The sequence below is a fragment of the Janthinobacterium sp. GW823-FHT01H08 genome (assembly GCF_058797855.1).
On record NZ_CM179504.1, the window covers coordinates 4080051 to 4103707 of the forward strand.

Consider the following 23657-nt stretch of genomic DNA (forward strand, 5'->3'; position numbering starts at 1 on the left):
CGGCCGGGTTGAAAAATGCGGGTCAGCCCACCGCATGCTGGTGCGACAGGAACAGCGCGTCGAGCTGGTCCAGCAGCTGGTGCTCGAACGGCTCGATGGCGATGCCGTGGCGCGCCTGCCAGGCGAGGATTTCCGTGCTGGCGATGGGATTGACGGCCATGCCGTTCTGCCGCTTGCGGTTCAATTGCGCGAACCATTCCCACACGTGGGCCAGCTCGAACGGCACGGGCGACGCAGCTTCCTCGGGCGGCGCGCGGAACAATGGATGGCGCCGGGCCGCATCGATATGCTCCCCCTTGGCATGGCCATCGGCCGCCCGCGCGCCGCGCTCGAACTGGTGCCCGGCGTAGCGCAGCAGGCTGGCCGTCAGAGTTTCAAAAAATTCGACTCGTTTTCCAGCGCCGTGGTGACCTTTTCCTGCCAGGTCGGGTATTTTTCAAAGGCCGCTTCCAGCAGCGCCGGATCGAGGGGTACCGGTGCGCCGTTGCTGGTAAAACCGTACCAGCCCGTGACCACGGCCAGCGCCAGGCGTTTCTGGTTGCCGTCGATGGCTTGCACCAGCAGTTCCGCGCCTTCGTCGGTGGAGGCGTCGATGGCCGTCTTGCGGCGCGCCGATTTCTTGTAGCCTTCGGCGCGCACGGCGTTGTTGGCCAGGCGGTATTGCTCGCTGTTCTTGCCGACGATGGTCAGGCCGGCCACCGCTTCGCCGTCCGCGTCGAAGATGACGGGCACGTCGAACGTGACGGGCGTGGCAGCCGCATGGATATTGCCGATGTCGAAACCTGCCTGGATTTTTTGTGCGTTGTTCATGTGTGCTGCTTTCTGTATGAAGTAAAAAGTAAAAGGCCGCCATCACGGCGGCCCCGGGTCAAGCGTCAGCCGCTTACAGCGCGCTGTCCTGGATGCTCAAGGTGGTCGCTTCATGCTGCGCATCGGCGCCCTTGTAGCGCAGGACGTCGAAGGCGCAGGTGACGATTTTGTTTTTCTCGCCGTCGTCGATCTTGGCCGACGTGATCTTGATGCGGCCCATGGCCAATGCCAGCACGTCGGCGGTTGGCGCCGTGCCCGACGCCATGGCGTAGGCCAGCGGGATTTCCGTCTCGGACTTGAAGTAGTCGAGGTAGGTGGCGTCCTGCAGCAGCACCGTGAACTGGCCCGAGCCCATCACCTTGCCGCGCGAGGCGGCCGTGGCGTACTTCGAGCCGATCACCGGGTCGACCTTGACCTGGCCGTCGAGCGAGACAGACATGCCGGTGCAGATCTGCGACGGGATGCCGTTCACCGACAGCATCGCCGTGGCGCCCGAGAACTTGCCGGTGCCAGGCGCGGCCAGCGGCGTGGGGAAGTACGGCACGGCCGTGGTCGGGCCTTCCGCCTTGCCCATCAGGGTGAAGTCCAGGCTGGTGATGCCGTTCGGCTGCACGGCGATATCCATCTTGCTGACCAGCTGGTCGACGAAGCTGCGGTGTACGCCGATCTTCGGGTCCTGCACTTCGGCCGTGAACCAGTCGGTGGTGTGGCCGCTCAAGGGGGTGAAGCTGCGCTTGCCCACCGCCGCCACGCCGACCGAGTCGCCGGCCGCCTTGACGATCATGGCCGAACCGTCCATGAACTGGCCATTCAGGTTGGTCGCCGTCACCGACGTGACGAAGAAATTCTTCGCGTTGTTGGCGGCGGCCGGCGCCGTCATGCCGGTGATGCGCACCACGCTGCCGGCGCGGAAACCTTCCGCCAGCCAGGAACCGGCGCTGCGCGTCAGGCCGGAGGCGGCAGCGGCGATAGTGGTTTGCGCGGCAGCGACGCCGCCGGCCGTGAAGTCGCGGCGCAGCAGCGCTGCCATCAGCGGTGCGTAGGTGCCGCACGCCGCTTCGGCCTTGATGGCGCCCGTGGTGCGGAAATTGCCCAGGCGGGTATCGCCCTGCTGCTGGCTGGCGTCGATTTCGGCGCTCGCATATTTGTCCGCTTCCGTGTCGAAGGTGGCCGTGACGCGGGGATAAATCTGGCCGCCGCCGGCGGCGGCCTTGCTGCCTTCGGCACTTTGTTTGCTGATAACGATCAAGCTGTCGATGCCGTTTGCTGTCGATGCCATAAGTAATACCTTTCGTGGGATGAAAAAAAAGACCACAGCTGTGGTCTTGAGGGGGGAACTGCCAAGTATCGGGAAAATAAAAAGCCCGCACGCGGTGAGGCGGCGGGCTGGCGTCCGGATGGCATGGGGCCATGCCGGATGGATGTTGGGCGAAGGGGCCATGAAGGCCGTTCGCTGCGCTGATTTCCCCTATCGGTGTCGCGCCAGAGGCGCGTCTATTACGAGTGGAGAAGCATGTGGTCCTGCGGTGTTGCCGGTGTTTCTGTTGCTGCGTGATCGAGACTCTATTGTAGGGGCGTTTTTTTCAGCGCCAGGCATATTGCAAAAAAACTTTTCAGTGCCCCAGGCGGCGCATGGCGCGGGCGCCGTGCGACTGGAAGATGCCTTCCAGCTCGCTGACCATGTCCTTGATGCGTTCGAGCTCGAAACCGCCGGAGCAGCTGATGGCCGCTTCGCCGGCGCCGTGGCAGGCCTTGCAGACGACGGGCGCGCCGGCCTGCATGGCGGCGACGATGCCCGTGCCGTGGCAAACCTTGCATTTGCTGTCGAGCCAATGCGCGAGCGATGCTTCGGCCACGCGGCGGTACAAGGTATTGGCGGCCTGCGCATCCCAGGCCGTCTGCGCCTTGACCCAGCGCCGCGCGCGGCCCTTCTGCGTCACGGCCGCCGTCCAGGCGCGCAGCAGCTGCGCCAGGTTGCCGGCATTGCCCTCGAACAGGCGGCTGACGGTGCCGTCCGCGTATTTGACGCGGCACAGCAAGGCGCCCATGTCGCCGGCCAGCGCGGCGGCCGCGATCACGTCCAGGTCGTGGTGGACGGCATCGTCGCGCAGGTTCTGCGACGACAGCGATGCGATGAATTTTTCTGCAAATCCCATGATTTTCTCCTCGTTGATTCTTGTCTTAATTTTCCCGCGCCGGTCCGAACAGGGCCGCCACCAGCGGATCGCGGCGCGCCGCACCGCGTGGCCAGCTGGCCGTGCGGCGCACCTGCGGCGGCAGTTCGGCCCAGCCGTCGACCTCGTCGTCCTGCTCGCCCAGCGCGTACAGGGCGGGCCGCTGGCGTCCCGGCTCCGTGCAATGGCGCTGCGCCAGGTGGATCTGTCCCATGCCGCACATGTGGCGCAAATAGCGGCTCATGGTGCCCGCGTCGAGTCCCAGCAAGGCGGACAACTGCGCCGCGCTGGCCTGGCCCTGCTCGCGGATGTACTGCGCGATGCGGGCGATATGCAGCTGCGACTTCTTGCTGCGTCCCTGTAACTGGCGCCCCTGCCGCGGCGCCGCCCTGCTTTCAACCGACTGACTGCTGTTCAACATCTGCCTGACCTCCCGTGGTGTCGCCAACCGGTAAACGCTGTAGTGCGTTTGCGACAGGCAACGAGTGGACTTTATCAATCGCTAATGTTAAAGTCAAGCATTTGGTAATTTATCAAACGGTAAATTTCAGGTTTAATGTGGAGATGAATATGTATCAATACAGACGCGACCGCCTGCTGGCCCTGATCCGCGAGCACTACGACAACACGCGCAAGAAAATTTCCGACGTCAGCGGCTGGAGCGAGGCGCGCATCTCGCAAATCCTCTCGCCAACCTACCGCGAGGGACGCGCATTCAGCGAAAAGATCGCGCGCAAGCTCGAAGCGGACCTGCAGCTGGACAGCATGTACTTCGACCAGGGCGCGGCGCCCGACCAGGCGGCCATGGCCGCGCGCGCGCTGGCCGGCGTGCAGCCTGTGGTCGTGGAAGATGGCGAGGATGAACGCTTCTACCCGATCCGCAAGGTGAAGCTGCGCCTGTCGGCCGGCATCACGGGCTTTGCCATCGAGCCGGAAACGCACGACGGCAGCACCATCAGCGTGCCGCGCAGCTGGGTCGAGCGCAATGGCTACCACCCTGAAAAACTGGTGGCGATCAAGGTCAAGGGCGAGAGCATGGAGCCGGCCCTGTACGAGGACGATGTGGTGATCATCAATACGGCCGACAACCGGCCGGCCGACGGCATCGTGTTTGCCATCAATTACGAAGGCGAACCGGTGGTCAAGCGCATGGCGCGCGACATCGGCGAATGGTGGCTGACGTCGGACAACCCCGACCAGCGCAAATACCACCGCAAGCTGTGCCGCGGCAATGAATGCCTGATCGTCGGCAGGGTCGTGCGCAAGGAAAGCGACCGGATCTGAGAACGAAGTTTATCGATTGATAAACTTCGTTCTCGTCATGGCGCTTAAGCCAGCGCTGCCTGGATCTGCTGCAGTGATGCCGGGTCATCCATCGACGTCAGGTCGCCCGGGCTGCGCCCTTCGCAGATGGCCTGGATCGAACGGCGCAGCAGCTTGCCCGAGCGCGTCTTCGGCAACTGCGCCACGAACAGCACGCGCGCTGGCCGCGCCACGGCGCCCAGCTGGCGGTCGACGACGGCCATCACTTCGCGTTCCAGCGCCGTTTTCGCCTCGACGCTGTCGAAACCCCGCGGGTCCTTGAGGATCACGAAAGCCATCGCCACCTGGCCTTTGAGCTTGTCTTCCACGCCCACCACCGCCACTTCCGACACGTTCGGATGGCTGGTGATGCTTTCCTCGATTTCGCGCGTGCCCAGGCGGTGGCCAGCCACGTTGATCACGTCGTCCGTACGGCCCAGAATAAAATAATAGCCGTCCGCGTCGCGCACGCCCCAGTCGAAGGTGGAATACACTTGCCGTCCGCTGAAGGTGGACCAGTAGGTGTCGACGAAACGTTCGTCGTCGCCGTACACCGTCTGCATGCAGCCGGGCGGCAGCGGACCTTCCAGCACCAGCACGCCCTTCTCGTTCGCGCCGCACTCCTCGCCCGTCGCCTCGTTGAGCAGCTTGACGCGGTAGCCGTACATGGCCTGGCCGGGGCTGCCCAGGCGCGTCGGCGTGTCGGCCACGCCTTTCGCCACCGAGAGAATGGGCCAGCCCGTCTCCGTCTGCCAGTAGTTGTCGATGATGTCCACTTTCAGTTCGTCGGCGATCCACTGCGACGTGGTTTCATCGAGCGGCTCGCCCGCCAGATACAGCGCCTTCAAGGACGACAAGTCGTATTTGCGCATCAGTTCCACCGGGTGCTTGCGCAGCACGCGGATGGCCGTCGGCGCCGAGAACATGCGCGTGACCTTGTATTTCTCGACGATGCTCCACCAGATGCCCGCATCGGGACAGATGGGCAAGCCCTCGTACAGGATGGTGGCCATGCCGGCGATCAGCGGGCCGTAGACGATGTAGGAGTGTCCCACCACCCAGCCGATATCCGAGGTGGCAAAGAAGGTTTCGCCGGGCTTGCCGCAAAAGTTGTACTGCATCGACGACGCCAGCGCCACCGCATAGCCGCCCACGTCGCGCTGCACGCCCTTCGGTTTGCCCGTCGTGCCCGAGGTGTACAGCACGTACGACGGCTCGTTCGATTCGAGCCAGGCGACGGGCACCCGCGCGTCCAGGTGCCGTTCGCGCAGGGCCGCGTAATCGACGTCGCGGCCCGGCGTCCGTTCCATCGGCACCAGATGGCGGTCGACCAGCAGCACATGCTGCGGCTTGTGCGCGGCGATGCGGATGGCTTCGTCGAGCAGAGGCTTGTAGGCAATCGCCTTGCCGTTGCGCGAACCGGCATCGGCGGAAAATACCAGCTTGGGCTGCGCATCGTCGATGCGGCTGGCCAGGCTGTTGGCGGCAAAGCCGCCGAACACCACGGAATGCACGGCGCCGATGCGGGCGCACGCGAGCATGGCAAACGCCGCCTCGGCGATCATCGGCATGTAGATCAATACGCGGTCGCCCTTGACCACGCCCAGCGACTGCAACATGGCGGCGCAGCGCTCCACTTCGCGCTGCAGCTCGCGAAAGCTGTAGCTGCGCTCCGTGTTCGTTTCGGTGGAAATGGCGATCAGCGCGGCGGCATCGCCCTGGCTGTCCACCCAGCGGTCGACGGCGTTGTGGCACAAATTCGTGGTGCCGCCGACGAACCATTTGGCGAACGGCGGGCGCGAATAATCGAGGACCTGCGAAAACGGGGTATGCCAGTCGATCTTGTCGGCTTCCTCGCGCCAGAAAACGTCAGGCGTGTCGATCGAGCGTTGATAAAATGCTGCGAAATTCATGTCTCCTCCGGTAGGCGTGCAATCTGTGTTTTTTTGTTCGTGCATGTTCTGCTTATCTGTTCATCTGCTTCCTCCAGTGTGGCTATGCTGTGTGGCGAGCAGCTGCCTTGAAAACAATGCCGGCTGCGCCGCCGCGCAACTGTTGCGTTCCTGCGCGATCCGCGCGCGGTTTTCCTCGAGGCTGGCATCATCGAGCGGCATGCCAAACTGCCCATCGCCAGACGCAACATCCTGCGGCGACATCACGCGCTGCAATACGATATCGCCCAGCGCCTTCTTGAAATGTCCGGCCTCCCAATACCAGCGCGTGGCAGTGCCGCGCTCATTGGCGGCGGGTATCGGCTCGCAGTTGTATGCGCCATAGCCGCTGAAATCCGTGAGGGAAATATGCGCATCCGGGTAGCGCGCCTTGACCGCGCCAATTTCCCGCACCAGCTGTGCTTTCCATACGTCGAACAGGGGCCACAACCCCGCAGCCTCGAACATGGCCAGCATTTGCGCGTGATACGGATAGATCACCAGCTTGATATCGGCCTCGGTGGCCGCCATCGCCAGCAAAAAGGTGCGCAGCAATTGAAAGTCTTCGGTGGCAAGGCTCCGCGTCGATTTGCGGCGCAAGTTGGCGGCACTTTCCTGCGCCCGCTGCGTGAACATCTTGTGGTAGCCATCCCGGCGCGCATGGGCGCCGTACTCCAGCAAGGGATTGAAGCCATCGGCCGACAAGGTGGCCGCCTCATCGTCGTGCTGAATGCGCAGCGTGTGCACGGCATCCTTGACGGAGGCCAGCGAAAAGAGCGCATCGAAGCGCCAGAACGCGCGGCCATGCGCCGGCGCGGGGGCCGCTGGCGCCTGACGTGCGGACGGTGCGACGGCGGGATTGAGAAAATCGATGAATTCCATGCCCACGATGACCGTGCGTGGCCGGACGCCGGCCTGGCGCAGTTGCGCAAACTGGCTGGCGGATGTCGCCAGGCCCGTGCCCGGAATCGCCAGATTGTAGCCGGCGCCCAGCGCCGACAAGGCGCTGGCGCGCGGATCGAAGCCGATCTCCGCGCGCGAATTGCCAAGGATGATGAAGCGCGGCTGCCTGCGCAGCGCATGTTCCTGCTTGATCTGGTTCTGGTAGCGGCTCAGGCCCGGCTTGACGGCATTGAAATTATCGCGCCGGACGACGCCATACAGGCCATAAGGGTCGACAACGAAAACGAAGGCGCCCGCCAGCACGGCGCCCCCCGCCAGCACCAGCGCCAGTACGGCCAGATAGGATTTAAAAGGGGATGCCGTCATGATGCGCCCTCTCTAGAATTGAAAATACAGGAATTCAGCGGGCCGGTTCAGGGCCAGCATGCTCGCCAGCGCGAGCACGGCGATGGCGGCCGCCCACGCAGGCGAGGCGCGCCAGGTGAGCCAGGCACGCAGGTGTCGCCCACCGGCAGGAAAATCCAGCGCCGGATCAAAGTGACGCATGATCTGCTGCGTATTCGGCATGGAAAAAGTAATCAGCGCTGCCACCGCTATCCACGTCCAGCTTTCAATGAACACCGTGCCGCCGCCCAGGTAATAGCCCATGCCCATGGCGGCCAGCACAGGCTGAAGCGGCAGCAAATGGGGCACCAGCGCATCGGGCAAATCCAGGCCAAAGCCGCCCGCCATACCTTGGATGATTGTCAGGGCGGTTGCCATGTCGGGTGCGCGAAAGAAGACCCAGGCGACGCAGACGGCAATGAAAGTGAGGGCCGTCGCCAGGATGTTGCCAACGCGCGTATCGGACGGCAGGTGCAGCTTGCGCGTCACCGTGCTCCAGGCCTTGTGGATCGCCAGGTAAGCGCCATGCAGCGCGCCCCAGACGATGAAATTCCAGCCGGCGCCATGCCACAGGCCGCCCAGCACCATGGTGATCATCAGGTTCAGGTAGCGCCGCACGGGCCCGCAGCGGTTGCCGCCCAGCGGGATATACAGGTAGTCGCGCAGGAAGCGCGACAGGGTCATGTGCCAGCGGCGCCAGAATTGCGCGATATTGCGCGCCTTGTAGGGCGAAGCAAAATTCAGCGGCAGCCGTACGCCAAATAATCTCGACAAGCCGATGGCCATGTCGGAATAGCCGGAGAAATCGAAGTACAGCTGGAAGGCATACGCGAGCACGCCAGCCCAGGCGATCAGCAAGGATCGCGCGGCGGGATCACTGAACAAGGGCGCCGAATAGGCGCCGATATTGTCGGCAATCAGCACCTTCTTGGCCAGGCCGATGAAAAAAATCGTGCTGCCGATGGCGATATTGCTGGCCGACAGGCGGAAGGTACGCCGGTCGGCGAATTGCGGCATCATTTCCTTGTGATGCAAGACAGGACCGGCAATCAGATGCGGGAAATACGTGACGAACAGCAGATAGTGGACGAAGCGGCTTTCCTGCGCCTTGCCCTTGCAGGTGTCGACCAGGAAGGCGATCTGCGTAAACGTGAAAAACGAGATGCCGATCGGCAGAATCACGTGCAAAGCGGGAATTGGCTGCGCCAGCAATTGCGCCAGGCTGGCAACGAAAAATCCCGCGTATTTATAGTAGGCAAGCAAGCCGAGGTTGGCGGCAATGGCGGCAGCCAGTATCCATTTCTTGCGCGGCCGGGGGCTGGCCGCCAGCCAGGCCGCGGAGCCATAGTTAAAGACGACGGAGCCCAGCAACAGCGGCAGGTAGCGGTAATCCCAGTACGCGTAGAAGAACAGCGACGACGACGCCAGCCAGGCGGCAGCCCATAATTCGCTGCGCCGTCCCAGGATGAAAAAACCGGCCACCGTGATGGGCAGATACGCGAACAGGAAGACGTAAGAGTTAAATAGCATCAGTTCACCCGTCGGGAAGTATGGGAGGTCGCCAGCGTCTGCGCTGCACGCATCGCGGCCGGCGCTCCCCCATTTTCCTTGCCGTTCAGTTTCTTTGCTAGCAGAAATATCAACTGATCTGCCTGCGCATCGGCCTACCTGGCCTTAAAACGCGTCGCCAGGGATGCGCACACGCCCTTCCATCAGCACGCGCGCGCTGCGGCTCATGATGGCCTTGGTGACGCGCCATTGGCCATCGACCTGCTGCGCTTGCGCGCCCACCGTCAGGGTGCCGGACGGGTGGCCAAAGCGCACCGAGTTGCGGGGTCCGCCGCCGGCCGCCAGGTTGACCAGGGTGCCGGGAATAGCCGCCGCCGTGCCGATGGCAACTGCCGCCGTGCCCATCATGGCGTGGTGCAGCTTGCCCATGGACAGAGCGCGCACGAGCAGGTCGATGTCGCCCGCCTCCACCTTTTTCCCGCTCGACGACACATAGCCGGCCGGTTTGGCGACAAAGGCCACCTTCGGCGTGTGCTGGCGCTTCGCCGCTTCATCGAGATGAGAAATCAAGCCCATGCGCAGCGCGCCATGCGCGCGGATGGTCTCGAAGCGGGCCAGCGCGGCCGGATCGCCATTGACGGCGTCCTGCAGTTCCGTGCCCGTGTAGCCGATGGCGTCCGCATCGACGAAAATCGTCGGGATGCCGGCGTTGATCATCGTGACTTTCAACACGCCGATGCCGGGCACGTCGAGGTCATCGACGAGGTTGCCAGTAGGAAACATGGCTGAGCTGCCACCATCGCCGCCCTCCTCGTCCGCGGCCGGATCGAGAAATTCCAGCTTCACTTCGGCGGCCGGGAAGGTCACGCCATCGAGTTCGAAGTCGCCCGTTTCCTGCACTTCGCCCTGCGTCATGGGGACGTGGGCGATGATGGACTTGCCGATATTGGCTTGCCAGATGCGCACAGTGGCGATGCCATCGGCAGGCACGCGGGCCGCGTCCACCAGGCCGCTGGCAATGGCGAACGAGCCGACGGCGGCCGACAGGTTGCCGCAGTTGCCGCTCCAGTCGACAAAAGGCTTGTCGATCGAGACCTGGCCGAACAGGTAGTCGACGTCGTGCTCCGGCTTCGTGCTTTTCGCCAGAATCACCGTCTTGCTGGTGCTCGACGTGGCGCCGCCCATGCCGTCGATCTGCTTGCCGTAGGGGTCGGGGCTGCCGATCACGCGCAGCAGCAGCGCATCGCGCGCCGCGCCCGGCACTTGCGCGCTGGCGGGCAAATCCTGCAGACGGAAGAACACGCCCTTGCTGGTGCCGCCGCGCATGTAGGTGGCGGGGATCTTGATTTGGGGTACGTGGGTCATGAGTTTTCCTGGAAGAGGTAGGTCGGATCAGCGTGGCTTCGCCACGCGTAATCCGACACATTGTTGGCGCGTTTTGGCAGATAAGGTCGGATTATGCGCAAGCGCTAATCCGACCTACCGTTACGCGGCTTTCGAAGATTCGAGGAAATCCTGGGCAAATCGCTGCAGCACGCCGCCCGCCTCGTAAATCGACACCTCTTCCGCCGTATCGAGGCGGCAGGTGACGGGCACGTCGACCGTCTCGCCGTTCTTGCGGTGGATGACGAGGGTCAAGGTGGAGCGCGGCGTGCGCTCGCCCACGACGTCGTAGGTTTCGCTGCCGTCCAGGCCCAGGGTCTTGCGGTTCACGCCAGGCAAAAACTCCAGCGGCAAGACGCCCATGCCCACCAGGTTGGTGCGGTGGATGCGTTCAAAACCTTCGGCCACGATGGCTTCCACGCCGGCCAGGCGCACGCCCTTGGCGGCCCAGTCGCGCGACGAACCCTGGCCATAGTCGGCGCCGGCGATGATGATCAGGGGCTGCTTGCGCTCCATGTACACCTCGATGGCTTCCCACATGCGCGAGATTTTGCCTTCCGGCTCGATGCGCGTGAGCGAACCGGCCTTCACCTTGCCGTCCTCGATGACCATCTCGTTTTTCAGGGTCGGGTTGGCGAACGTGGCGCGCTGCGCCGTCAGATGGTCGCCCCGGTGCGTGGCGTAGGAATTGAAGTCTTCCTCGGGTAAACCCATCTTCGCCAGGTATTCGCCGGCCGCGCTATCGAGCATGATGGCGTTCGATGGCGACAGGTGGTCGGTGGTGATGTTGTCGCCCAGGACGGCCAGCGGACGCATGCCTTTCAAGGGGCGTGCGCCGGCCAGCGCGCCTTCCCAGTATGGCGGCCGGCGGATGTACGTCGTCTGCGGACGCCAGTCGTACAGCGGGCTGACCTTGATGCCGTCATCCGCCTGCGCGGCGAACATCGGGATATACACCTTGCGGAACTGCTCCGGCTTGACGCTGGACGCGACGATGGCGTCGATTTCCTCGTCCGACGGCCAGATATCTTTCAACAGAATCGGTTTGCCGTCCGCGTCATGGCCCAGCACATCCTTTTCGATGTCGAAGCGGATGGTGCCGGCAATCGCGTAGGCCACCACCAGCGGCGGCGAGGCGAGGAAAGCCTGTTTCGCGTACGGGTGGATGCGGCCGTCGAAGTTGCGGTTGCCCGACAAGACGGCCGTGGCGTACAGGTCGCGCGACACCACTTCGTCCTGGATGACGGGGTCGAGCGCGCCCGACATGCCGTTGCACGAGGTGCAGGCGAAAGCCACCACGCCGAAGCCCAATGCTTCGAGTTCCGGCATCAGGCCCGCTTCCTGCAAATACAGCTCCACGGTTTTCGAGCCGGGCGCCAGCGACGATTTGACCCACGGCTTACGCGTCAGGCCCAGGCGGTTCGCGTTGCGCGCGATCAGACCGGCCGCGATCATGTTGCGCGGGTTGTTCGTATTGGTGCAGCTGGTGATGGCGGCGATGATGACGGCGCCGTCCGGCATCTTGCCCGGTTCGTTTTCCACCACGCCGGAAATCCCGCGCGCGGCCAGTTCCGACGTCGGCACGCGGTTGTGCGGATTCGACGGTCCGGCGATATTGCGCACGACGGACGACAGGTCGAAGGTCAAGACGCGCTCGTACTGGGCGTCCACCAGGCTGTCGGCCCACAGGCCCGTCTCCTTGGCGTACAGCTCCACCAGTTTCACCAGTTCGTCGTCGCGGCCCGTCAGCTTCAGGTACTTGATGGTTTGCGCGTCGATGTAGAACATGGCGGCCGTGGCGCCGAATTCCGGCGCCATGTTGGAAATCGTGGCGCGGTCGCCCAGGGTCAGGTGCGATGCGCCTTCGCCGAAGAATTCCAGATAGGACGAAACGACCTTCTGCTTGCGCAAAAATTCCGTCAGCGCCAGCACGGTGTCGGTCGCCGTGATGCCCGGCTGTGGTTTACCCGTCAGCTTGACGCCGATGATATCGGGCAAACGCATCCACGAGGCGCGGCCCAACATCACGCTTTCCGCTTCCAGGCCGCCCACGCCGATGGCGATCACGCCCAGCGCATCGACCATCGGCGTATGCGAATCCGTACCCACCAGCGTATCCGGGTAGGCCACGCCATTTTGCACCTGGATCACGGGCGACATGCGCTCGAGGTTAATCTGGTGCAGGATACCGTTACCGGGCGGGATCACGTCGACGTTTTTAAACGCTCTCTTGGTCCAGTCGATGAAGTCGAAACGGTCTTCGTTGCGGCGGTCTTCGATGGCGCGGTTCTTGGCGAAGGCATCGGGGTCGAAACCGCCGCATTCGACGGCCAGCGAATGGTCCACTACCAGCTGCGTGGGTACCACCGGATTGACCAGGGCCGGGTCGCCGCCCTGGGCCGCGATGGCGTCGCGCAGGCCGGCCAGGTCGACCAGGGCCGTCTGGCCCAGGATGTCATGGCAGACGACGCGGGCGGGAAACCACGGGAAATCGAGGTCGCGGCGGCGTTCGATGAACTGGCTCAGCGAGGCGTTCAGGGTGGCCGGGTCGCAGCGGCGCACGAGGTTTTCGGCCAGCACGCGCGAGGTGTAGGGCAAGGTGGCGTAGGCGCCTGGGGCGATCGCATCGACGGCGGCGCGCGTGTCGAAGTAGTCCAGCCCTGTTCCCGGCAAGGGTTTGCGGTACAGGGTATTCATGGGGGTACTCATTGCGGTGCTCATTATTTGCGGTCCTTGATCGGCACGAATTCCAGGTCTTCCGGGCCGACGTAATTGGCACTCGGGCGGATGATCTTGTTGTCGATGCGCTGTTCGATGATGTGGGCAGCCCAGCCCGAGGTGCGCGAGATGACGAACAGCGGCGTGAACATCGCCGTCGGCACGCCCATCATGTGGTAGGACACGGCCGAGAACCAGTCCAGGTTCGGGAACATGTTCTTGATTTCCCACATGACCGATTCCAGGCGCTCGGCGATGTCGAACATCTTGGTCGACCCCGCTTCCTGCGACAGCGAACGGGCCACTTCCTTGATGACTTTATTGCGCGGGTCCGAAATCGTGTAGACGGGGTGGCCGAAGCCGATCACCACTTCCTTGTTGGCGACGCGCTCGCGGATGTCCGCTTCCGCTTCGTCGGCGTTGTCGTAACGCTTCTGGATGTCCAGCGCCACTTCGTTGGCGCCGCCGTGTTTCGGGCCGCGCAGTGCGCCGATGGCGCCCGTGATGGCCGAGTGGATGTCGGAACCCGTGCCGGCGATGACGCGGCTGGTGAAGGTCGAGGCATTGAATTCGTGTTCCGCGTACAGGATCAGCGACGTGTGCATGGCTTTTTCCCACGACGCCGAGGGTTTTTCGCCGTGCAGCAGGTGCAGGAAGTGGCCGCCGATCGAGTCGTCGTCCGTTTCCACTTCGATGCGCTTGCCGTTATGGCTGTAGTGGTACCAGTACAGCAGCATGGAGCCGAACGACGCCATCAGGCGGTCGGCGATGTCGCGCGCGCCCGGCGCGTTATGGTCATCCTTTTCCGGCAAGGCGCAGCCGAGCACGGACACGCCCGTGCGCATCACGTCCATCGGGTGGGCGGCGGCCGGCAGCGCTTCCAGCGCCGCTTTCACTGCCGACGGCAAGCCGCGCAAGGACTTCAGCTTGGCCTTGTAGCCTTTCAGTTCCGCCAAGGTTGGCAGCTTGCCGTGCACCAGCAGGTAGGCGATTTCCTCGAACTCGCAGCTGTCGGCAACGTCCAGGATGTCGTAGCCGCGGTAATGCAAATCGTTGCCGGTCTTGCCGACCGAGCACAGCGCCGTGTTGCCGGCGGTGACGCCGGACAGGGCGACGGATTTTTTAGGCTTGAAAGTGGCGGCTTGCGGTGCGGTCATTGTGTTCTCCAGATTGAATAGTCTCGGGTGCGTCACTGCGGGACCGGCATGCGGTCCCGGCTTCTTTAGCAATTTTTACTTATTTCTTTTGCGCGGCGAACAGCGCGTCGAGTTTTTGCTCGAAATCATGATAGTTGATCGATTCATACAGTTCCATGCGCGTCTGCATGGTGTCGACGACGTTCTTTTGCGTACCGTCGCGGCGCAGCGCCTGGTAGACGTTTTCCGCCGCCTTGTTCATGGCGCGGAAGGCGGACAGCGGGTACAGGGCCAGGCCCACGTGGGCGCTGCGCAGTTCGTCCAGCGTGAACAGCGGCGTGGCACCGAATTCCGTGATGTTGGCCAGGATCGGCACGTTGACGGCCTTGGCAAACGTGGCGTACATGTCCAGGTCCGTGATGGCTTCCGGGAAGATCATGTCGGCGCCCGCTTCGACGCAGGCGACGGCGCGCTCCAGTGCCGCTTCCAGGCCATCGACGGCCAGCGCATCGGTGCGCGCCATGATGACGAAATTCGGGTCCGTGCGCGCATCGACGGCCGCCTTGATGCGGTCGACCATCTCTTCCTTGCTGACGATTTCCTTGCCCGGACGGTGGCCGCAGCGCTTGGCGCCCACCTGGTCTTCGATGTGCAGGCCGGCCGCGCCGAACTTGATCATCGATTTCACCGTGCGCGCCACGTTGAAGGCGGAGGAACCGAAGCCCGTGTCCGCGTCGACCAGCAGCGGCAGGTCGCATACGTCGGTGATGCGGCGGATGTCGGTCAGCACGTCGTCCAGGCTGGAAATGCCCAGATCGGGCAAGCCCAGCGAGCCGGCCGCGACGCCGCCGCCGGACAGGTAGATGGCCTTATAGCCGGCGCGCTTGGCCAGCAAGGCGTGGTTGGCGTTGATGGCGCCGACGACTTGCAACGGGGATTCTTCCTGGACGGCCTTGCGGAATGCGGCACCTGCGGAGTATTGAGTCATGTGTTCACCTTATGGGTTTCGGACGGTCCCGAATGTTTCACGGAGTGGCTATGAACATTGATATTGCAAATGCCGTGCCAGCACCATGCGCTCGCGCGGAAAATGCACCACGGCACAGTGAAAACCAGGGAAATGGCCACGCATCGGCGCTGCACGCGTTGTCACGCCAGGGAACAGCGATGTCACGATTCAGGCCAATGATGTTTCAAATATGTTTCAATCATTCCATTTGAAACATTGAAACATGAAACATATGAGACTGCCACCGGCGACGCGCATAAAAAAACAGCCGGCGGGCGCCGGCTGCAGGTTTGCTGGAAATTCAAGGACTAGGCCAGCCGCACCAGCGGATTGGCGATGATGTTGTCGATCTGGCGCACGGCTTCTTCGCAGGCGGCGGCAATGGCGCCCTCCTCGTCGTCGCGCACGAATTGCATGGTCGAGCCTTCGAACACCTCCAGGCCTTCCGCCGTGGCGCGTTCGATGTCGCAACTGGCCGACCATTTGCCATCGGTGGTGGGCACGGCCAGGGGAACGATTTCCCAGCCTTTATAGTGAATTTTAGAACTGCTATTCATGGGGTGCCTCCTTTGACTGACTCAATACTGGAAATCGTAGCATGAAGCGTGACCGCTAGCGACGTGTTTCACGCGCCGGCGCGCGGTCAGGCCGACTTTCAGGCTAAACGATTTACGCTGGCTCAAGGACGCAGCAGATTATCCACTTCCGTCCTGGCCACTTCCAGGCCCGCCGTGCAAGCGGTTTCGGGCGCTGCGTAGCCGCCCAGGGTGCGGCTGCGCGTGATCGCCTGCGCTTCCGGCTCACCGTCGCGCTGCAGGCGGTAGGTAAAATCCCATAAATCGTCGTTGTCCTTTTGCGGGGTCACGGAAATCGTAAAACCGCGGTACTGTTCGCTGCGTGCAGTGATATCGTTCATGAATTCCTCCTTGGAAGAATGAGGTTACCATGCTGCAAGCGCGAGCGTGCGCACGACTGCGACGGAGGCATGCATGCCCGCTTATCTGTTTTTCGCATGTCAAATGTCAATTTGCAGCATTTTTTTAGCGAACTCTGGCGATATAATGCCATTCCCTTGCCCGTCCCTTGCCGCCGTGATGACTCCACAAATCCAAGCCTTCTTCGACCCGACCACCGCCACCGTCACCTACGTTGTCTACGAAGCCGATGGCCGGGACTGCGCCATCATCGATTCCGTGCTCGATTACGACCCGAAGGCGGGCCGCACCTCCACCGCCTCGGCCGACAAGGTGATCGCCTTCGTGCGCGAACACGGCTTGCAGTGCCGTTGGCTGCTGGAAACCCACGCGCACGCCGATCATCTTTCCGCCGCGCCCTACCTGCAGCAGCAGCTGGGCGGCGACGTGGCCATCGGCGCCGCCATCCAGACGGTGCAGCAGGCCTTCGCCGCCGTCTACCACCAGGACGGCGCCAGGGCCGACGGCTCGCAGTTCGACCAGCTGTTCGCGCCAGACCAGGTGTTTCATATCGGCAAACTGGAAGTACGCGCGCTGCACGTGCCCGGCCACACGCCGGCCGACCTGGCGTACCAGATCGGCGACGCCGTTTTCGTGGGCGACACCCTGTTCATGCCGGACGTAGGCTCGGCCCGCTGCGACTTCCCCGGCGGTTCCGCGACCCTGCTGTACCGCTCCGTGCAGCGCTTGCTGGCACTGCCGCCGCAGACGCGGCTGTTCATGTGCCACGACTACCCGCCCAACGGCCGCGCGCCGCGCTGGGAAGTGACGGTGGCCGAACAGCGCGCCAGCAATATCCACTTGCGCGACGGCATCACGGAAGAGCAATTCGTGGCCATGCGCACGGGCCGCGACGCCACCCTGGACATGCCGACCCTGATCCTGCCTGCCATCCAGGTCAACATCAACGCGGGCAAGCTGCCCGAGCCGGAAGACAATGGCGTGCGCTATCTCAAGATACCGCTGAACGCGATCTGATCCCTGCGGGCACTGCCCGCCCGCCTCCCCTCCTTTCTTGACACCACGCAAGTTCCACCTCAGGCAATCCGCATACAGTGCAGATTGCCTGAGTTCACTTTGGCGCCGCTTTTTCCTGCTTAACGCTGACGGAGCGCCCGCATGTCGCCCGACCCTACGCTCGATACGAATTGCCTGCTGCTGGCCGAAGCCGAAGGCACGACATTGTTCAGCCACGCGTTGCTCGCGGCCGTCACGCGCCTGCCCCGTCCCGGCATCGTCATCTTTGTGCACGGCGTCAATTCCGACGGTGAATGGTATGAGCAGGCCGAGCAAGGCCTGTGCGCCGGGCTGAATGCCCGTCTGAAGCGCCGCGACGAAGACCTGGAGATCCCGGGCCCGGCCGCCGGAAAGATGCAGGCCGCCACTTACGCACGCGAACTGACGGATGACGGCTTCCTCAATCCCAAGCGCAATGCCACCACCTTCCTGCAGGCGGACGACGCCAATTCGCCCGTGATCCGCTTTCGCTGGGGCTACAAGGCCAACGGCGAGGAATTGCAGGCATTCGGCGACGGCATCTATCTCAACGAAAAGAATTACTGGGGCGGCGGGCCGTTCGCCAACGGCTGCAGCGCCCTGCCTGAGCTGTGGGGCCAGGGCTTGTCCGAGGAACTGTTCCTGTGGATGCATATCCAGCACATGAACCCGACGAATGACCGGCAAGTGTATGCCTGTCCGCCGCGCCCGTATTTCGTGTTCGCCGCGTGGCGCCTGGCGCGTCTCGTACAATCGATCAGGGCATGCCAGCACGATGCGCCCGTCACCATCGTCTGCCATAGCCAGGGCAATATGGTGGCCATGGCGGCCGCCTTTCTCGGCGAAACGCTGGGCGCTTCTGCCGTGGCCGACTCCTATGTGCTATGCAACCCGCCCTACAGTCTGCTCGACAGCAATTTCACGGAAAACTGGGTCAGCGGCCATCTGAAGGATGAGCATGGCAATACGGGCCGGCAAAAGTACGCGGCGCGCACGCAAACCTTGAAAGCGTTTTTCAACATCCTGCGCACCCGCACGGCAATGCAGCAGGATGCCGCCTTTGTCGACGAGTGCAGCGCGAATCGCAAGCCTGCACGCAAGGACAGCTATACGGCCGCGTTCGACCACGCAGACTACGGCTTGCATGGCTCCACCTATGGCCGGGTTACCTTGTATTTTAATCCGCACGACCAGGTGATTTCCGCCACGCCCGTGCAGGGCATAGGCTGGCGCGGCATGTCGGCACAGGAAATTGCCGATACGGGCGGCGAAGGGATCTTCACCCAGCGCGTGTTTGCGCAAAATCACCTTGTCGGCCAGGAAGATGAGAAGGACTACGATATCTGGCAGCGCAATGGCCAGCCCTTGACGCCGGACAGCCTCGATTTCTGGCACCCGCGCTCGCTGGTCGCCGAGTACTCGATCGAAAAGGGCATGCGGGCCAGCAAAGGCATCGGCCGCAAGATACTGACCTTTCTGTTTGCGCCCATCGTCATCATTCTCGCCAAGACTGCCGGCACGCGCATCAACGCCCTGCCGCCCAAGACCTGGCGGCTGCCGATGAAGGCGCCCAGGCTGCCCGAGCCCTTCCTGCCGCATTCGAAACGCTTTGCCGATACGAGCGAACAATTTGACGAAGACTGCGATGCCCCCGCCGACTCCCTGCACAAGGAACGCGCCGCCGACGCCGATGACGCGTTTGCGCCCTACCGTTCCCAGGGCAAGGGCGATGCGCAGACCGAGGCGGCGCTGCGCTACGAACAGAATGGCATGCTGCGCATGCAGGCCAGGCGCGACGGCTGGGTCGAAAAAGGCAAGACTGTGACGGCGGTGGACGAGCCGGAGGAGGCTAGCAAGGAATTCAATGCCTGGCGCAAGAACGAAATCCAGAGCTACCTGGCCGCCAATATCGACACCCACGCCACCGATCACTCGACCATCATGACCAATCCCGAGCATGCGGAAAAGGCGCTGGCGTATGACGTGGCGGTGGGGGTGTGCACGATCAGGCGGGAGGAACTGCAGGAATTAAGGGTTGCGGCGGATTGGAGCCTGTTGAAAGGCGCATCTTTCGAGTCTGGAGAGTTCTTTGAATACTACGACAATGGCACATTTAAAAATGTATCTTTATTTACATGGGCAAATGACAAAGACAGCCCTGCCAGAAAACCAAAAAACATCGTTGACGAGCGCCAGAATGCCAGGCCTGCCGACCCTTCCACCAACTTTGCACTGAGGACTGACGGTGCGTAAGTTCATTGCCACGCCGCGCCAGCGACTGGTCTGGGCGCTCACCACATTTCTCTTCGTCATTTTCCTGGCACTTTGGTCCATCTGGCCGGAATATGCCGGTCACCAGTACGCCCATTCACCTGGAGACCTCATGAAACAGTTCCTCGCGCTGCCCATGCTCGCCGCTTTCTCCATGTTTGCGCTATTGACGGCCTGCGCCGTGAAACCTGCACAGAAAGAAGACGATCTCCCACCAATCACGGCCCACGTTCCTTTCCGGGCACAAGTGGTGGGACTGCAGTGGCTCAATCCGCTGCAGCGGCTCGACTATCCGACCGAGTGGCAGTTGCTCTGGACGCTCGGCCTGGCCAAACCCAACAAGAATGACGATATGGTCAGGACGGATCCCAGGGGTTTCAGCACCCTGCAGGCCGTCGCCCCCATTGCCCACGATATCAATGGCAGGGAAACGTTCAAGGGCTATCACCATAAGTATCTGCGCGAGCTGATGACCAATTTTCACGACATTTACTATTCCAGCCCCACCTACTTCTACCACGTCTATCCCAAGGATCAAAAACAGAACTGGCGTGAACTGGCAGGCATCCGCGTGGAATATGCCCTGCCTGAAGGGAAATTCGATCTGGCAGAAGTACACCAATTCACGCAGCAAACCATCACCGACACCTTCAGCATCGGCAACACCCACTTCCCCACCCTCTGGACCCGCGCCACCCCGCCCGACGTGCGCATCACCCTGGGCGGCAACAATGCGGGCTTCGTCTCCCTGCAAGCCGCGCTGGCCTACCTGGAAGCGCATCCGCAGCAAACCGTATGGGTCATGAACTGGGACGCGCCGAGCCGGCCAAAAACCATGCAGATCAATGAAAACCTCGTGCTGCTGGTGCTGGCCGGCCCTGATTACAAAACGGAGCGGGCGGCGCTGGCGTGGATAGGCTATCCGGCCGCGCGCAAGGTGGCCGATTTTGAAACGGGCAAGGACAAGCCGCCACGCGCCGTGCAGGCGTGGCAGGCCGTGTTTGCCGAAGCGGCGCGCCAGGGCGGCAAGACGGAAGAAGAGATCGGCTACGTCATCCACGACGCCAACAAGACCTTGCCCACCTCCTCCGACCGGCTGCGCCAGCTGGCGCATGCCTTGAGCCTGGAAGTGCAGGGCTTCGACTTCCTGCCGCAGACTTTCAATACCCCGGCCCTGCTGGGCGAAATGGGCGCCGGCACGGCGCTGACCAATGTCGCTCTGGGCATCGCCCATGCCAACCACGTCGGCCAGCCCGTGCTGGTGGCGGGCACCAGCGATCCTGCCAGCGTCACTGGCGTGCTGGTGTCGCCGCCGGCCATCGTGCGCCCCATCAAGCACGACCAGCCGTGGTTCCGCGCGCGCGGCGAAAACCATGCCTACCTGCCGTGGTGGGGTATCCGCCACGACGCGGCGGACACTATGCGGGGTTATTCCGATTGAGTCCGAAGGCGACGCACATGACATGGCGTCAAACGCAACAACAAAATGCAAGTGATGCGCCTTCCGCCATACCATATCCCTCGGTACCATGTGGTGACCCTATTCGAGGATCCGCCACGCCATGCCTTCACAATCCAAAACCACTCCATCCAACCAGCAGGCCACCGAGGCCGCTGGCGCCAAGCCGCCCGTGCGCGGCGCCCTTGCCAGCCTGTCCCTGTCGATGCTGCTGCCCGCGCTGGGCACCAGCATCGCCAACGTGGCCCTGCCCGACATGGCCAGGGCCCTGCATGCGCCGTTCCAGGACGTGCAATGGATCGTGCTGGCCTACCTGCTGGCCATCACCGCGCTGATCGTCAGCGTGGGCCGCCTCGGCGACATGATCGGCCGGCGCCGCCTGCTGCTGGCCGGCATCGCCCTGTTCGCCGCCGCCTCCATCCTGTGCGCCCTGGCGCCCACCCTGTGGCTGCTGGTCGCCGCGCGCGCCCTGCAGGGCCTGGGCGCTGCCGTCATGATGGCGCTGACCATGGCCTTCGTCGGCAGCACCGTGCCCAAGGCGCAGACGGGCAGCGCCATGGGCCTGCTCGGTACCATGTCGGCAGTCGGCACCACGCTCGGGCCCGCGCTGGGGGGCCTGCTGATCGCGCGCTTCGGCTGGCAATCCATCTTCCTCGTCAACGTGCCGCTTGCCGGCGTGGCGCTGCTGCTGGCCTGGCGTTACCTGCCGGCTGACCAGCACGGCGCCAACGCCAGGCGGCCCGTCTTCGACCACCGCGGCACCTTGCTGCTGGCGCTGACCCTGGCCGCGTACGCGCTGGCCATGACCCTGGGGCGCGGCCATTTCGGCATGCGCAACGTGGCGCTGCTGCTGGCCGCCTGCGTGGGCGGCGCCCTGTTCGTCCGCGTCGAACTGAAGGCGCCGGCGCCGCTGATACGCCTGGCCATGCTGCGCGCGCCCGTGCTCAGCGCCGGCCTGGCGACCAGCATGCTCGTATCGACGGTCATGATGTCGACCCTGGTAGTCGGTCCCTTCTACCTGGCGCGCGGCCTGGGCCTGGGCACGGCCGTCACCGGCATGGTGCTGGCGGCCGGGCCGCTGGTGGCGGCGTTCTGCGGCGTGCCGTCCGGCTGGCTGGTGGACCGCTACGGCGCGCAGCGCATGGGCGGCGCGGGCCTGTGCGGCGCGGCCGCCGCCTGCCTGGCGCTGTCCCTGCTGCCGGCCAGCCTGGGCATCCCCGGCTACGTCGCGCCGATCATGCTGCTCACGGCCAGCTATGCGCTGTTCCAGGCGGCCAACAATACCGCCGTGATGGGCGACATCGTGCCCGAGCAGCGCGGCCTCATCTCCGGCATGCTCAATCTGTCGCGCAATCTGGGCCTCGTCACGGGCGCCTCCGTGATGGGCGCCGTCTTCGCCGCCGGCGCTGGCGATCTCGCCGGCGCCCAGCCAGCCGCCATGATCCGTGGCATGCACGCCACCTTTGCCGTCGCCAGCGCGCTGATACTCGCCGCGCTGGCCATTTTCGCGCTCGGCCGCGTCCTGGCCAAGCCCCCTACGTCTTCTGGAGACCCCGCATGATGCGCCCCCGTCCGATCCCGTCCCTGCCCTTCCCACTGCTGCTGGCCCTGGCCTGCAGCGCCACTTTATCCGGCTGCGGCCGTTCCCAGGCCGCGCCCGGGAACCCGCCGCCCAAGCCGACCGTTTCCGTGGCGCTGCCGGAAACGTCGATGGTGCAGGCAAGCCTCGACTACACGGGCCGCATCGAACCATCGCAGCGCGTGGAAGTGCGCTCGCGCGTGTCGGGCTACTTGCAGCAAATCGCCTTTCGCGATGGCCAGCAGGTCAAGGCCGGCGATGCGCTGTTCGTCATCGACCCGCGTCCCTTCGCGGCGGCGCGCGACCGCGCCCGGGCCAGCCTGGCCCAGGCCCATGCGCGCAGCAAGCTGGCCACGGCCCAGTTCGAGCGCAGCAGCCGGCTGCAGCAGACGGGCGCGGCCAGCACCGAGGAGCTGGAAAGGGCGCGCGGCGAGCTCGAAGGCGCGCAGGCGGCCGTCATGCTGAGCCAGGCGGAATTGCGCAGCGCCGAACTGGAACTGTCCTTCACCACCATGCGCGCGCCCATCGCCGGCACCGTGTCGGACCGCCGCGTCGACGTCGGCAACTACGTGGCCGGCGGCGCCGCGCAAAGCGGCGTGCTGACCACCATCGTCGCGCACAGCCCCGTGCGCGCCACGGTCGACCTGTCGGAAGCGGATTTCCAGCGCCTGCGCCAGCACAGCAGGCTGCCGTCCAAGGTGCAGCTGGCGCTCGACGGCGGCGGCCCCGCCCAGGAAGCCAGCGTCGATTTTGTCGACAACGAGATCAGCGTCCGCTCGGGCACGGTGCGCCTGCGCGCCAGCCTGGCCAACGCCGACCACGCCGTCATGCCGGGCAGCTTTGCGCGCGTGCGCATTCCCGTCGGCGCGGCGCAAGAGCGCCTGCTGGTGCCCGACGCCGCCATCCTCAGCGACCAGAACAAAAAGATGGTGTTCATCGTGGACGCGGCGGGCAAGGTGGCGCCGCGCAAGCTGGAACTGGGCGGCCTGCAGGGCGACAAGCAGATCGTGCTGTCCGGCCTCGGACCGCAGGAGCGGGTCATCGTCTCCGGCGTGGCCAAGGTGCGCCCGGGCGACCAGGTCCTGGTGGCTGCTCCCCGCGCCAGCGGCGCATAAGGAG

At 63.9% G+C, this 23657-nt stretch carries 20 protein-coding genes; 6 read left to right on the forward strand and 14 right to left on the reverse strand.

The features are described 5' to 3' along the window. Positions 1–22 precede the first annotated feature (22 nt). The 5 genes from AC3RCG_RS18215 to AC3RCG_RS18235 form a co-directional block, all read right to left on the reverse strand. Positions 23–262 carry a phage tail assembly chaperone gene (locus AC3RCG_RS18215; RefSeq protein WP_070313491.1) on the reverse strand — a complete coding sequence of 80 codons (240 nt, stop codon included), beginning with the start codon at positions 260–262 and terminating at the stop codon, positions 23–25. A 104-nt stretch (positions 263–366) separates the two neighbouring features. After that, positions 367–810, reverse strand: a complete 444-nt coding sequence (locus AC3RCG_RS18220; protein WP_070220938.1) for a hypothetical protein — start codon at positions 808–810, stop codon at positions 367–369. 73 nt (positions 811–883) lie between these two features. Beyond that, positions 884–2089 (reverse strand): phage tail tube protein, encoded by a 1206-nt coding sequence (locus tag AC3RCG_RS18225; protein ID WP_070220940.1) that lies wholly within the window; start codon positions 2087–2089, stop codon positions 884–886. A 334-nt stretch (positions 2090–2423) separates the two neighbouring features. Continuing rightward, positions 2424–2966, reverse strand: coding sequence for a hypothetical protein (locus AC3RCG_RS18230; RefSeq protein WP_492402722.1), 543 nt, complete (start codon positions 2964–2966; stop codon positions 2424–2426). Between the two features lie 25 nt (positions 2967–2991). Then, positions 2992–3405, reverse strand: a complete 414-nt coding sequence (locus tag AC3RCG_RS18235; protein WP_070289663.1) for a FeoC-like transcriptional regulator — start codon at positions 3403–3405, stop codon at positions 2992–2994. Positions 3406–3554: 149 nt separating this feature from the next. Here AC3RCG_RS18235 and AC3RCG_RS18240 point away from each other — a divergent pair, with 149 nt between their 5' ends. Further along, positions 3555–4268: a S24 family peptidase gene (locus tag AC3RCG_RS18240; protein ID WP_070220944.1), complete on the forward strand. Its 714-nt coding sequence runs from the start codon at positions 3555–3557 to the stop codon at positions 4266–4268. A 44-nt stretch (positions 4269–4312) separates the two neighbouring features. Here AC3RCG_RS18240 and AC3RCG_RS18245 read toward each other — a convergent pair whose 3' ends face one another. The 9 genes from AC3RCG_RS18245 to AC3RCG_RS18285 all read right to left on the reverse strand — a co-directional run bounded on the left by AC3RCG_RS18245 (position 4313) and on the right by AC3RCG_RS18285 (position 16175). Next, positions 4313–6199: a propionate--CoA ligase gene (locus tag AC3RCG_RS18245; RefSeq protein ID WP_492402719.1), complete on the reverse strand. Its 1887-nt coding sequence runs from the start codon at positions 6197–6199 to the stop codon at positions 4313–4315. A 60-nt stretch (positions 6200–6259) separates the two neighbouring features. Next, positions 6260–7486 carry a hypothetical protein gene (locus AC3RCG_RS18250; protein WP_099411388.1) on the reverse strand — a complete coding sequence of 409 codons (1227 nt, stop codon included), beginning with the start codon at positions 7484–7486 and terminating at the stop codon, positions 6260–6262. 12 nt (positions 7487–7498) lie between these two features. Next, positions 7499–9034, reverse strand: a complete 1536-nt coding sequence (locus AC3RCG_RS18255) for an MBOAT family O-acyltransferase (protein ID WP_099411387.1) — start codon at positions 9032–9034, stop codon at positions 7499–7501. Positions 9035–9178: 144 nt separating this feature from the next. Then, positions 9179–10378, reverse strand: coding sequence for a 2-methylaconitate cis-trans isomerase PrpF (prpF, locus tag AC3RCG_RS18260; RefSeq protein ID WP_492402716.1), 1200 nt, complete (start codon positions 10376–10378; stop codon positions 9179–9181). A gap of 120 nt (positions 10379–10498) precedes the next feature. Next, the gene (gene acnD / locus AC3RCG_RS18265; protein WP_492402985.1) at positions 10499–13093 is read right to left on the reverse strand and encodes a Fe/S-dependent 2-methylisocitrate dehydratase AcnD; all 2595 of its coding nucleotides are present in this window, start codon (positions 13091–13093) and stop codon (positions 10499–10501) included. A gap of 23 nt (positions 13094–13116) precedes the next feature. Beyond that, the gene (gene prpC, locus AC3RCG_RS18270; RefSeq protein WP_121669879.1) at positions 13117–14271 is read right to left on the reverse strand and encodes a bifunctional 2-methylcitrate synthase/citrate synthase; all 1155 of its coding nucleotides are present in this window, start codon (positions 14269–14271) and stop codon (positions 13117–13119) included. A 79-nt stretch (positions 14272–14350) separates the two neighbouring features. After that, positions 14351–15238: a methylisocitrate lyase gene (gene prpB, locus AC3RCG_RS18275; RefSeq protein ID WP_086136626.1), complete on the reverse strand. Its 888-nt coding sequence runs from the start codon at positions 15236–15238 to the stop codon at positions 14351–14353. Between the two features lie 329 nt (positions 15239–15567). Continuing rightward, positions 15568–15816 (reverse strand): hypothetical protein, encoded by a 249-nt coding sequence (locus AC3RCG_RS18280; protein WP_034751890.1) that lies wholly within the window; start codon positions 15814–15816, stop codon positions 15568–15570. A gap of 122 nt (positions 15817–15938) precedes the next feature. After that, positions 15939–16175, reverse strand: coding sequence for a hypothetical protein (locus tag AC3RCG_RS18285; protein ID WP_070220955.1), 237 nt, complete (start codon positions 16173–16175; stop codon positions 15939–15941). A gap of 178 nt (positions 16176–16353) precedes the next feature. Between AC3RCG_RS18285 and AC3RCG_RS18290 the strand changes: the two genes are divergently transcribed. From AC3RCG_RS18290 to AC3RCG_RS18310, 5 genes are all read left to right on the forward strand, one after another. Beyond that, a complete protein-coding gene (locus tag AC3RCG_RS18290; RefSeq protein ID WP_070313485.1) occupies positions 16354–17211 on the forward strand; it encodes an MBL fold metallo-hydrolase in 858 nt (285 codons plus the stop codon). A 141-nt stretch (positions 17212–17352) separates the two neighbouring features. Further along, a complete protein-coding gene (locus AC3RCG_RS18295) occupies positions 17353–19482 on the forward strand; it encodes a T6SS effector phospholipase Tle3 domain-containing protein (protein ID WP_492402713.1) in 2130 nt (709 codons plus the stop codon). A gap of 130 nt (positions 19483–19612) precedes the next feature. Next, positions 19613–20941 carry a hypothetical protein gene (locus AC3RCG_RS18300; RefSeq protein ID WP_121669881.1) on the forward strand — a complete coding sequence of 443 codons (1329 nt, stop codon included), beginning with the start codon at positions 19613–19615 and terminating at the stop codon, positions 20939–20941. A gap of 121 nt (positions 20942–21062) precedes the next feature. After that, entirely contained in the window at positions 21063–22520 is a 1458-nt protein-coding gene (locus tag AC3RCG_RS18305; RefSeq protein ID WP_492402711.1) for an MFS transporter, read from the forward strand. Further along, positions 22517–23653 carry an efflux RND transporter periplasmic adaptor subunit gene (locus tag AC3RCG_RS18310; RefSeq protein ID WP_492402709.1) on the forward strand — a complete coding sequence of 379 codons (1137 nt, stop codon included), beginning with the start codon at positions 22517–22519 and terminating at the stop codon, positions 23651–23653. Before AC3RCG_RS18305 ends, AC3RCG_RS18310 begins: the two co-directional genes overlap by 4 nt. The last annotated feature ends 4 nt before the right edge of the window (positions 23654–23657 follow it).